The sequence below is a fragment of the Marinomonas posidonica genome (assembly GCF_043643765.1).
Classification (GTDB): Bacteria; Pseudomonadota; Gammaproteobacteria; order Pseudomonadales; family Marinomonadaceae; genus Marinomonas; species Marinomonas posidonica_A.
In genome coordinates, this window is record NZ_JBHZSP010000018.1 from 41,791 (window position 1) to 53,113 (window position 11,323).

The window sequence follows — 11,323 nt, forward strand, 5'->3', positions numbered from 1 at the left end:
CACAGAGAGCGGCTTTTCGCGCTGGCGCGTGGAGTGACGGTGTTTATTGTTTCTGACTCAGTCTAATTCAGCACAACCTAACGAATTGCCTTAGTCGTTTTAACAGCACATCATTTTTTAACCGGCTTGTTGATTCAATTTTTGGCTTAGAAAGTCCAAAAAATATTGAACTAATGTTGGCTGCTTTCGACGTGACATTACTTGTAATTGCAGGCTGCGTTGTTCGAGAGAGTCCGCTTGAATAGGTCGTGTACATAAGTCGTCATGTTGAGCACGACGTTCAACACTGAGCTTGCCACATAGAGCAATGGCATCTGGGCTGGTAGCGACAAAGCTATAGATGGCTCCCATCGCATTACTGTTGAGAGTGGGGATAATATTAATACCGTCAAGGTGGCAGGCAATGTCAAAAAGGTAGCTGAGTGTTGTACCTGATTCAGGAAGGGCTAATGGGTACTCGCTTAAGTCTTTCAAACTCAAAATGGCTTTGCTTGCTAAAGGATGAGTTACCGGCAGTAAGGCTCGAATTGGCGAGGGGACTTGCAAGGCAACCTCGACGCCTTGCTCTGGTTGTAAGCTAAACGTTAGGGCTATGTCTACTTTCCCTTCTTTCACCAGCTGTGTGGCTTTTGCTGACTCGACGACTTGCAGTGAAAACAATGCGCTTGGATAGGTTTGGCGAAATTGGGTCATGGTTTGCGGTAGGAAATCCCATGCCATGCCTTCAGGACAGGCAATGGCGATGGATTGTTGTTGAATGCTTGTCACTCCGCGCATTTCAGCTAATACATTTTTCAGTTCCAAGGTATTTCGTAATGAATAGGTGTACAGCACTTCACCTGCTGCTGTTAGGGTCATACCACGGGCTTTGCGTTCAAATAAACTAAGCTGTAGACGTTCTTCTAATTGGGTGATTTGACGACTTATGGCTGATACTGCGACGTGTAATTCTTCAGAAGCCGCTGAGAGAGAGCCCGTTTTCGCCACGGAGTGGAAATATTTTAGTGTAAGTTCATGCATTAGCTTTCTATAAAATCGAATAATTGATTGCGTAATTGATAATTGTGGTAAGTCTGTCTCCATCTTAAGCTAAAGCCAACAGATAAATCGACCATTTAGGAGAGAAAATGCAGCATTTATCCTCAGAAGAGCGCCAGTCAGCTCTTCAAGGTGCCGTTCGTAATATTGAAAATGGCCGTTTTTTTGAGACGTTGTCACGTCGTGTCGCTTATCAATCGGAAAGTCAGAATCCGGCTGCTATGACGGAACTGGCGACTTACCTTAGCCAAGAGATTCTCCCTTATTTAGAGAGCATGGGGTTTGCTTGTGAGATCTTTGATAACCCTATTGCAGGTTGCCCTCCTCTGCTGATAGGTCAGCGTATTGAAGATCCTGCTTTACCAACGTTGTTAACCTATGGTCATGGCGATGTCACTAATGGTCAAGCTGAGCAATGGCAAGATGGCACACATCCTTGGCAGTTAACCCAGCATGGTGATCAATTATTTGGGCGTGGCACGGCAGACAATAAAGGGCAACATACCATTAACCTAATGGCCTTAGAAGCCGTTTTAGCAGCACGACACGGAGCACTAGGTTACAACCTAAAAGTGCTGTTCGAAATGAGCGAAGAGGTTGGATCAAAGGGGTTAGAGCGGTTTTGTGAAGAGCACAAAGCAGCATTGAGTGCCGATATTTTTTTGGCTTCTGATGGCCCTCGTTTAAATGCTAAAACGCCAACGATTTTCTTAGGGTCTCGTGGTGTGTGCCAGTTCCGTTTACGTTGTGAAACCGCTAATGGCGCGCGCCACTCTGGTAACTGGGGGGGCATTATTACCAATACAGCGATTCGTTTGCAGCATGCTTTGTCTTCTCTGGTTACTCCTCATGGACGGCTCATTCCTGACTGTTTGCGTGCGCCACAACCTGAAGGGTTAACGGCTAAAATGATGCAAGTTTTGCCTGTGGGAGGATATCCCGGTGACCCAGAGTTAAATGCTCATTGGGGTGAAACGGAACTGTCTGTTGGGGAAAGGTTATTTGGTTGTAATACATTGGAAGTGATTGCATTGGGTGCGGGGGATATTCAGAAACCGATTGGTGCGATTCCGGATGTGGCCGAGGCGGTCTGTCACTTACGTTTAGTGCCTGGCACGGATTGGCAAAACTTGGTGACCAACTTATCAACTTATTTGTCTGAGCAAGGCTTTGATGACATCGAAGTCCTGTATGAAGGCGGGTATAACGCCACGCGTTTGGACCCCAGTCATCCTTGGGTGAACTTTGTTCAATCTTCCATGGCGTTGTCTTTGAATGACGATGTCACAGTATTGCCGAATTTAGGCGGAACCATACCAAATCATTGTTTTGCCGATGTATTGTCTTTGCCAACGGTATGGATGCCTCATTCTTATCCTTCTTGTAAGCAGCATGCACCTGATGAGCATTTGTTGGTCAGTGTGGCCGAGCAAGGTTTGGCCGCCGCCGCTGGTCTTTTCTGGGATTTAGGTGAACATTGGCCTGCCGCACGATAGGGACAATAATGGACTTTTTAATGTATTTGCTGCTGGGATCCTGTTCCGGTGTGCTGGCAGGATTGTTTGGTATCGGCGGTGGGTTGGTAATCGTTCCCGTCTTAGTGTTTAGCTTTACGGCGCAAGGTGTTGCTCATGAGGTGTTGACTCATTTAGCGGTGGGCACTTCGTTAGCGGCGATTTTGTTTACTTCGATTAATTCGGTCTTAGCTCATCATAAACAGCAAGCCGTATTGTGGCCAAAAGTAACATGGCTTGGCGCTGGGATTTTGTTTGGTAGTGCGTTTGGCGGTGTGACAGCGGCTTATATTCCAGGCGGCTACTTGCAAAAAATCATTGGCTTTTTTGCTGTGCTTATGTCGTTACAAATGTTCTTTGGTTGGCGTCCTGCAGGGCAACCCTCCGTGTTGTCGAAACCCGTGATGACCGTTTCTGGTGGCGTCATTGGCTGGGCGTCGGCTATTTTTGGGATTGGTGGTGGCTCGTTAATGGTGCCTTTTTTAACTTGGAAAGGGGTGGACATTAAAAAAGCGGTTGCGACTTCGGCCGCTTGTGGGTTGCCGATTGCGTTTTCTGGTGCCCTGTCGTTTATGTACATGGGCTGGCAGAAAGCGACGTTACCGCAATACAGTATGGGTTTTGTGTATTTGCCTGCGTTATTTGGTATTGCTTTGACCAGTTTTTTCTTTGCTCGTCTGGGCGCGAAACTGGCTCATCAACTGCCTCCTGTTATGTTAAAGCGATTGTTTGCTCTTCTATTGGCTTTGGTTGGCGCCAATTTTTTATTGTGAAAAAGGCGTGCGCCCGTTTTTAATCTGTTGTCCTCCTAAAGCATTTGCCTTACCTGGCGTGCTTTAGTTTTTGATCCTCATTCGGCTTGCCGCCCTGTGAGGATTTTTTTATTGTTAAATGCGGGATTATTGGTCTGCTTTCTGGTGAAAATTTAAGGCCAATCATCCTTGGATGAGGGAGGTTAATAAAAAGCCGTGCTATGCACGGCTTTGTTGTTTTAAAAAGTAGTTAACCAATTTTAAAGTGTTTACGAATCGCAACCAGAGTGAGCAAACTGATAATACAGGTAAACAATAAGTAATAGCTTGGCGCTAATAAATCATCCGTGGCGCTGATGACCCACACCAGCAAAAAGGGAGTGAAGCTACCAAATAAGGTGGTGCTGATGTTGTAACTTAATGCCATGCCAGTGGCACGTACCTGAGTGGGGAACAGTTCTGACATGAGTGCAGGTAAACCGCCAAAGTACATCGCTTTAAGAATGCTCAACCAGAACAGCACGCCTGCAAGCATCAGCAGGGTTGCATTGTGTGATAGCAATACGAAGGCTGGGTAAACCGTCAAGAAAAACAGCAAACCTGCAATCATCATTAAACGAGTACGCCCCATGCGATCGGACAAAATACCAATAAAGGGCGTTAATAGCGTCAAGACGGTATAACTAATCAAGGTGCCGCCATAGCCAATAGAGTTGCTTAGCCCTAGATATTTGGTCGCATAGGTTGGCATGAAAATGATGGAATAAGTTACAGAGGTAGACAGTACCATCGCGCCTATATTGCAAAGAATAGCGCTTTTGTTATTGTCAAACAGTTCAAATAATGGCACTTTTGCCTGTTCTGTTTCTTTGAATTCACTTGCTTCTTCAATGTTACGACGGATATACAGACCAACAGGGCCAATTAATAGACCGAAGAAAAATGGGATTCTCCAGCCCCAACTTTCTAACTGATCTGTTGTTAATGTCGTTGTTAAAAGTAAGCCGAAACCTGCGCCTAGCAAACCACTGATGCCTTGACTGGCAAACATGAAGCTGGAAATGAAACCTTTGCGTTCAGGGTAATGTTCTACCAACATCGCCGTGGCACTACCGAACTCACCGCCGGCAGAGAAACCTTGTAGTAAACGCGCCAGTAAAATGCCGAATGGTGCCAGTAAGCCAATTACTTCATAAGTCGGCATGATAGCAATTAAGAAAGTTCCTGCCATCATCAGCCAAATAGTTAACAGCATAGCGGCCTTACGGCCCACTTTATCTGCATAGCTGCCGATCACGATGGCGCCTAATGGGCGAATTAGATACGACATGGCGAATGTGAACAATGCCAACATCAAAGATAAGGTTTCGTTATCCGTTGGAAAGAAGAGTTTAGAGATGGTACGTGCAAAAAAAGCGTAAACGATCAGATCGAACCATTCCAAAGCATTACCAATGGATGATGCCACGATCAGCTTAACCAGTTTTTTATCGGCTGGTTTGTCCGCTTTTGCTGTTGTGTCTGAGTAAGTATCGGACATGAGGGGGACTCCACAGTTTATTTAGTCATTATGTCAATTATTGATACTATGAAGTCCCTAGGTTTTGCACAATTATTCATTTTTTAAGACAACTTTGCTTTTATTAGAAAGCTTGATTGACCATTTTAGGTGCACTTGATATCAGAACGTTTCACTTTGTTTAAGGTGATGTGGTTTTTGTTATGTCGACAGTACAGGTCATTTCCCCATCCTGAACTCGGACGTTTATTGCTTCGCCTTTTTTAACATCCTTAATAGAGCGAATCACCTGTTCGTCTTTACTGGCAATCGCGTAACCGCGCGATAAGGTGTTGAGCGGACTGACTAGATTGAGCTTGTCTATGATACGGGCAAAGTGAGTTTGTTTGCTGGTAAGGTTATTGCGTAGGGCAAGGCTCAAGCGGGTATTTAAGTCATTAATTTTGGCTTTGTGTTGAATTAAGGTTCTGTTTGGGCTTTGGTTAAGCAGTCTTTGATGAATATTGTTAGTAAGTACTTGTTGCTGTGTTAGCTTTTTCTCCATCGCTTGTTGTAGTTGTTTTTGCAATTGTGATAACTGGCGCTGCTGTTGCTCAATGCGTTCTTTTGGGTGGCGAATACGCTTGATCAAAAAGTCAAGTTGCTGGTGGCTCTGCTCCAACTTTTGTGACAAACGCGAGGTGAGTTGTTTTGTGTGTTGCTCAATCTGACGAATCAGATGAGCTTTATCTGGGCTCAGTAATTCAGCCGCTGCTGTTGGTGTGGCGGCACGAACATCGGCAACGAAGTCGGCAATGGTAAAATCGGTTTCGTGACCTACTGCGGATACGACCGGTGTTTTCGCATTAAAAATGGCTCTGGCTAATGCCTCGTCGTTAAAACTCCATAAGTCTTCAAGCGAGCCACCGCCTCGACCTAGGATGATGGCATCAAAGTGTCCACTGGCATCGGCGCGATTCAGTTGTCTCAGTAGATTGGTTGCCGCGTCTTGACCTTGTACTAATGAAGGTAAAATAGTCAGCTCGGTTAAAGGGAAACGGCGGCGGAAGGCGATGATCATATCGCGAATGGCAGCCCCTGCTGGTGAAGTGATGATGGCAACGCGTTCTGGTCGGGTTGGCAAAGTCTGTTTGTGTTTGGTGTCGAACAAGCCTTCTAGCTGTAATTGCCCTTTTAATCTTTCGAACGCTTGTTGCAAAGCGCCTTCACCAGCCGATTCCATGCTTTCTACGCTCAGCTGGCAATCGCCTCTGGGGCCATAAAAAGTCACTCTAGCCCGTAAGCGAACAAGGTCGCCATCTTTAGGACGGAAACGCACGGCGAGATTTTTGCTTTTGAACATGGCGCAACGAATCTGAGCGCGATCGTCTTTCAGGGAAAAGTACCAATGACCTGAGCCGGGTTTTGCTAAATTAGAAATTTCACCTTCAACTAAAATCCACGGCAAACTGGCTTCCAAAAGTTGCTGAATTTGTCGATTTAACTGTGAGACGGTAAAAGCGGTTTCTTGGGAATGGGTTGTTGTAAATTTTTTCATCAATCTCTCGTGGTTTTGATTTACCGACAGCAACTATTGGAGTAGAATTACTTGCCATCTTAACACCCTTGTTGGCATTGGAAACTCCCCATTATGTTACGAATCGTGCAAGAAGCTTTAACGTTTGACGACGTATTGCTCATCCCCGGCTATTCCGAAGTTTTACCTAAGGATGTTAGCCTCAAAACCAAAATCACTAAAGACATCGAATTGAATATTCCGCTTACGTCTTCCGCAATGGATACGGTGACAGAACATCGTATGGCAATTGCATTGGCTCAAGAAGGTGGCATTGGCATTGTGCACAAAAACTTGACCATTGAAGAACAAGCTCGCGAAGTTCGCAAGGTAAAAAAATTCGAAAGCGGCATTGTTCGTGATTTGGTTACCATTAATCCAGAAGCCACAGTCAATGAACTGATGGCGTTAACTGCAGCAAACAGTATTTCAAGCGTGCCCGTTGTTCAAGGTTCTGACCTTGTTGGCATCGTGACGAGCCGCGATGTTCGCTTTGTTAAAGACTTCGAAAAAACCGTTGCCAACATTATGACGCCAAAAGAGCGTTTGGTAACGGCTTTGGAAGGCGCTTCTTCTGGTTCTATTCGTAAGCTATTACATGAAAACCGTATCGAAAAAGTCTTGATCGTCAACGATCAATTCGAACTACGTGGCATGGTCACAGTAACAGATTTCAACAAAGCAACGACTTACCCAAATGCTTGTAAAGACGAGCAGGGTCGTTTGCGTGTTGGTGCAGCTGTTGGTACGGGTGCAGATACGGCAGACCGAGTAAAAGCCTTGTCTGACGCAGGTGTAGATATTGTGGTTGTTGACACTGCGCATGGTCATTCTAAAGGCGTGATTGATCGCGTTCGTTGGGTAAAAGAAAACTTCCCGCACATTCAAGTAATCGGTGGCAACATTGCCACAGCGGAAGCAGCGATTGCTTTGGCTGATGCGGGTGCTGACGGTGTGAAAGTGGGTATTGGCCCAGGTTCTATTTGTACAACGCGTATCGTTGCGGGTGTGGGTGTGCCACAGATCAGTGCGGTGGCTAACGTTGCTGAAGCCATGAACCCTCGTGGTATTCCAGTGGTTGCAGACGGCGGTGTACGTTTCTCTGGTGACATTGCCAAAGCTATTGCAGCAGGCGCAAGCGTGATCATGGTGGGTGGTTTGTTGGCAGGTACCGACGAAGCGCCAGGTGAAGTGGTCTTGTTCCAAGGACGTTCATTTAAAGCTTACCGTGGTATGGGCTCATTGGGTGCCATGTCACAAGCTCAAGGTTCGAGTGATCGTTATTTCCAAGACTCTAGTAGTGTTGAGAAATTGGTGCCAGAAGGCATCGAGGGTCGTGTGCCTTCTAAAGGGCCAATGGTGGCCGTGGTTCATCAATTGATGGGCGGTGTTCGCTCTTCAATGGGTTACACAGGTTCTGCTGATATCGAGACAATGCGAACGAAGACACAGTTCTCGAAAATTACTGGTGCTGGTATGCGTGAGAGTCATGTTCATGATGTGACCATCACCAAAGAGGCGCCGAATTATCACGCGGGTTAAATCGCTGATAATGGCTGGTTAAGATGGGGCGTACAACACGCCCCATCTTTATTTACTGCTTTCATTTTTTAATTGATGACTTCTAGATAAAAGATTGGCTCTTTTGGCTAGAGTGAGAGGAATGGCTAACCATGTCGCAAGATATTCACGCTCATAAAATTCTTATTCTTGATTTTGGTTCTCAGTATACGCAGCTGATTGCGCGTCGAGTTCGTGAGATCGGTGTTTACTGTGAAGTTCGTGCTTTTGATATGACAGATCAAGAAGTAATCGACTTTGACCCAAAAGGTGTCATCTTGGCTGGTGGCCCTGAATCTGTGCCTGAGCCAGGCTCGCCGCGTGCTCCAGAAGCCGTTTTCAATCTAGGCGTGCCGGTATTTGGTATCTGTTACGGTATGCAGACCATGGCAGAGCAATTGGGCGGTAAAGTTCAAGGTTCTGAAATACGTGAATTTGGTTACGCACAGATTCGTAAACACGATGGCCCATCTTTGTTTGATGATATTCAAGACCACGTGGCGAATAATGGCATTGCCTTATTAGACGTGTGGATGAGTCATGGTGACAAAGTGGTTGCTATGCCAGAAGACTTTACTCTGATGGCGTCGACGGATAGCTGCCCTATTGCAGCGATGGCGAACGAAACGAAGAAATTCTACGGTGTTCAGTTTCACCCAGAAGTAACGCACACACTTCAAGGTGGCCGCATTCTGTCTCGTTTTGTTGTCGATATCTGTGGTTGTGACACTCTGTGGACGCCAGCGAATATTGCGCAAGATGCCATTGAGCGTATGCAGGCTCAAGTAGGTGGTCGCAAAGTGCTATTGGCCTTGTCTGGTGGTGTGGATTCGTCTGTCGTGGCGGCTTTGCTTCATAAAGCGATTGGCGATCAATTGACTTGTGTGTTCGTCGATAACGGTTTGCTTCGTTTGAATGAAGGCGATCAAGTGATGAAAATGTTCGCTGATAACATGGGTGTAAAAGTCATCCGTGTGGATGCGGAAGATTTGTTCCTTGGTAAGCTTGCTGGTGAAGCTGATCCAGAAGTGAAACGTAAGATCATTGGGAATACCTTCATCGATATCTTTGATGACGAAGCGGGTAAATTGACCGATGTCGATTTCCTAGCACAAGGTACGATTTACCCAGATGTGATTGAATCGGCTGCTTCTAAAACAGGCAAAGCGCATGTCATCAAGTCTCACCATAATGTGGGTGGCTTGCCTGAAGACATGCAGTTCGAATTGGTTGAACCGCTTCGTGAGTTGTTTAAAGACGAAGTACGTAAGTTGGGTCTAGAGTTAGGTCTGCCGTATGACATGGTTTACCGTCATCCATTCCCAGGACCGGGTCTAGGTGTGCGAATTCTCGGTGAAGTGAAAAAAGAATACGCCGATATTCTTCGTCGCGCGGACGCTATCTTCATTGAAGAGCTTCGTCGCTCTGGTTGGTACGATAAAACCAGCCAAGCCTTTGCGGTCTTCTTGCCCGTTAAGTCTGTCGGTGTCGTAGGCGATGGGCGTCGTTACGAATACGTTGTGGCATTGCGTGCCGTTGAAACCATCGACTTCATGACAGCGCGTTGGGCGCACTTGCCATACGAATTGTTGGAAACGGTTTCCAGCCGCATCATCAATGAGATCGAACATATTTCTCGTGTGACTTACGATGTGTCGTCTAAGCCACCGGCTACGATTGAGTGGGAATAATCTGGTCACGTTAGTGGTTTAATGAAACGGCTCTCTTATTATAAAGAGGGCCGTTTTTGTTTCTGCAAGGAATACAATAGAAGGGGTAGTCGATGGAGTTTCCTACGACCTTAATAGAAGGGCGTTTACTTAAGCGTTATAAGCGCTTCTTGTCAGATGTTCTGTTGCCAAATGGTGATGTAGTGGTGGCGCATTGTCCTAATACGGGGTCAATGAAGCGATGTCAGCAGGAAAACGCTCGTGTTTGGCTATCTAAGAGTGATAATCCAAAGCGTAAGCTGGCTTATACTTGGGAATTAGTCGAGGTCGATGAGGCACATCTTGCTTGTATCAATACAGGATTACCGAACAAGCTGGTGGGTGAGGCCATTGCTAAAGGAGTTATGACAGAACTCTCTGGTTACTCAGAGCAAAAAGCGGAAGTGAAGTATGGCGAGAAGAGTCGTATCGACTGGTTATTAACCAGCACGAATGGCGAGAAGTGTTATGTAGAAGTGAAAAACGTCACCTTATTAGAAGAGGATGGTAAGGGGTATTTTCCTGATGCTGTGACAGAAAGAGGGCGAAAGCACTTGAATGAGCTGATCACGATGGTGGAACAAGGTCATAGAGCTGTGTTGTTCTTTTGTGTTAGTCATTCGGGGATTGATCAAGTGTCACCTGCTCGACATATCGACCCGGCGTATGCGGATGCATTTGAGTTGGCGGTGTCAAAAGGCGTGGAAGTTTTGGCTTACAAAGTGGATATCACAAACAAAAAGATGGAAGTGTCTCATGCCATTGCAGTTTGCTGACGATGGTGGCGAAGTATGGTCAGTTCCTCGTCAATGAAATAAGTGGTTTGAACCCTTGCTTCAGTAAATTGTCTGCTGAAGATGAGTATTGTCAAAATTCTCTTACCGCTCTTTACGTTATGAGGTGAAGTGCAAGTTGATTGTGGGTTTTCAGGATCAAACTGGGAAGCTAGTGTCGGGTGCTTTTTTTATGGTTTTGTCTTGTCTAGTATCACTTCCATGGAACGAGATAGTTCCTGATCGAGCCCTAAACTAGGTCTTGAAAATTTACCAACAAATGGAGATTACGTTATGAAGACATTCACTAAATCAGCTCTGACACTATTTACTGCTGCTGCACTTTCAACAGCTGCGTTTGCAAATGAAGATGCTTTAGCTGAAGCACAGTCTCGAGTGGATGCCATTGCATCACAATTGGAAAGCATGGGCGCTGAAGTTGATTCAACTGTTGACCTGAACGAAGCGGCAACACCAATTGAAAAAGAAGCGGCACTTAGCGCTAAATATGACGAGCTTCAAGCACAACTTGAAAGCCTGCAAGCACAAACTGCAGAGTAAAGACGTCTATTATTAAGATCGTCTAGTGAACTGAGGCCACTCTAGAAAGATTTAGAGTGGCCTTTTTCTTGTGATAGTGTGTTTTTTGTTTGTTTTTTAAACGATTTTGGCGTTTTAGAGTGCCTAAACAATAAAACTTAACCAAAACATCAAAAAAACGAAAAAAAGAGTTGCACTAAATCTGTAGATCCTTAATATACGCCCTCGCTGACACGGACAGGGCTTCACTCTCTAACAGAGACGAAGCTGCTTAAGTGGCTTGGCAACGCTCTTTAAAATAGATAATCAGATAATTTGTGTGGGCGCTCGCTGGGGCTTCAAAAAAAATTGAAGTCTTACGAG

At 45.7% G+C, this 11,323-nt stretch carries 9 protein-coding genes; 6 read left to right on the forward strand and 3 right to left on the reverse strand.

Annotated elements, in window-relative coordinates; translation table 11 throughout:
- Window positions 1-117 precede the first annotated feature (117 nt).
- Window positions 118-1,020, reverse strand: coding sequence for a LysR family transcriptional regulator (locus ACHUFM_RS17085; protein ID WP_394183765.1), 903 nt, complete (start codon window positions 1,018-1,020; stop codon window positions 118-120).
- A gap of 107 nt (window positions 1,021-1,127) precedes the next feature.
- On the opposite strand from ACHUFM_RS17085, the gene ACHUFM_RS17090 reads away from it, so the two are divergent.
- On the forward strand, window positions 1,128-2,534 hold the full coding sequence (locus tag ACHUFM_RS17090; protein WP_394183767.1) for a M20 family metallopeptidase: 1,407 nt from the start codon (window positions 1,128-1,130) through the stop codon (window positions 2,532-2,534).
- Between the two features lie 8 nt (window positions 2,535-2,542).
- Complete coding sequence (locus ACHUFM_RS17095) at window positions 2,543-3,325, forward strand: sulfite exporter TauE/SafE family protein (RefSeq protein ID WP_394183768.1); 783 nt, start codon at window positions 2,543-2,545, stop codon at window positions 3,323-3,325.
- 229 nt (window positions 3,326-3,554) lie between these two features.
- On the opposite strand, the gene ACHUFM_RS17100 is transcribed toward ACHUFM_RS17095, so the two are convergent.
- Both ACHUFM_RS17100 and xseA read right to left on the reverse strand, forming a co-directional pair.
- Window positions 3,555-4,844, reverse strand: a complete 1,290-nt coding sequence (locus tag ACHUFM_RS17100) for an MFS transporter (protein WP_394183770.1) — start codon at window positions 4,842-4,844, stop codon at window positions 3,555-3,557.
- A 160-nt stretch (window positions 4,845-5,004) separates the two neighbouring features.
- Window positions 5,005-6,360 carry an exodeoxyribonuclease VII large subunit gene (xseA, locus tag ACHUFM_RS17105; RefSeq protein WP_394183772.1) on the reverse strand — a complete coding sequence of 452 codons (1,356 nt, stop codon included), beginning with the start codon at window positions 6,358-6,360 and terminating at the stop codon, window positions 5,005-5,007.
- A 93-nt stretch (window positions 6,361-6,453) separates the two neighbouring features.
- Between xseA and guaB the strand changes: the two genes are divergently transcribed.
- The 4 genes from guaB (at window position 6,454) to ACHUFM_RS17125 (ending at window position 10,981) form a co-directional block, all read left to right on the forward strand.
- Window positions 6,454-7,920 carry an IMP dehydrogenase gene (gene guaB, locus ACHUFM_RS17110; RefSeq protein WP_394183774.1) on the forward strand — a complete coding sequence of 489 codons (1,467 nt, stop codon included), beginning with the start codon at window positions 6,454-6,456 and terminating at the stop codon, window positions 7,918-7,920.
- Between the two features lie 131 nt (window positions 7,921-8,051).
- On the forward strand, window positions 8,052-9,629 hold the full coding sequence (gene guaA, locus ACHUFM_RS17115; protein WP_394183776.1) for a glutamine-hydrolyzing GMP synthase: 1,578 nt from the start codon (window positions 8,052-8,054) through the stop codon (window positions 9,627-9,629).
- Window positions 9,630-9,721: 92 nt separating this feature from the next.
- Window positions 9,722-10,423 carry a DNA/RNA nuclease SfsA gene (sfsA, locus tag ACHUFM_RS17120; RefSeq protein ID WP_394183778.1) on the forward strand — a complete coding sequence of 234 codons (702 nt, stop codon included), beginning with the start codon at window positions 9,722-9,724 and terminating at the stop codon, window positions 10,421-10,423.
- 291 nt (window positions 10,424-10,714) lie between these two features.
- On the forward strand, window positions 10,715-10,981 hold the full coding sequence (locus ACHUFM_RS17125) for a hypothetical protein (RefSeq protein ID WP_063334341.1): 267 nt from the start codon (window positions 10,715-10,717) through the stop codon (window positions 10,979-10,981).
- Window positions 10,982-11,323: the final 342 nt, after the last annotated feature.

What these genes read in the sequence shown, in the direction of transcription:
- ACHUFM_RS17085 (WP_394183765.1), bottom strand. Translation starts at nt 1,020, where the DNA reads ATGCATGAACTTACACTAAAATATTTCCACTCCGTGGCGAAAACGGGC.
- ACHUFM_RS17090 (WP_394183767.1), top strand. Translation starts at nt 1,128, where the DNA reads ATGCAGCATTTATCCTCAGAAGAGCGCCAGTCAGCTCTTCAAGGTGCC.
- ACHUFM_RS17095 (WP_394183768.1), top strand. Translation starts at nt 2,543, where the DNA reads ATGGACTTTTTAATGTATTTGCTGCTGGGATCCTGTTCCGGTGTGCTG.
- ACHUFM_RS17100 (WP_394183770.1), bottom strand. Translation starts at nt 4,844, where the DNA reads ATGTCCGATACTTACTCAGACACAACAGCAAAAGCGGACAAACCAGCC.
- xseA (WP_394183772.1), bottom strand. Translation starts at nt 6,360, where the DNA reads ATGAAAAAATTTACAACAACCCATTCCCAAGAAACCGCTTTTACCGTC.
- guaB (WP_394183774.1), top strand. Translation starts at nt 6,454, where the DNA reads ATGTTACGAATCGTGCAAGAAGCTTTAACGTTTGACGACGTATTGCTC.
- guaA (WP_394183776.1), top strand. Translation starts at nt 8,052, where the DNA reads ATGTCGCAAGATATTCACGCTCATAAAATTCTTATTCTTGATTTTGGT.
- sfsA (WP_394183778.1), top strand. Translation starts at nt 9,722, where the DNA reads ATGGAGTTTCCTACGACCTTAATAGAAGGGCGTTTACTTAAGCGTTAT.
- ACHUFM_RS17125 (WP_063334341.1), top strand. Translation starts at nt 10,715, where the DNA reads ATGAAGACATTCACTAAATCAGCTCTGACACTATTTACTGCTGCTGCA.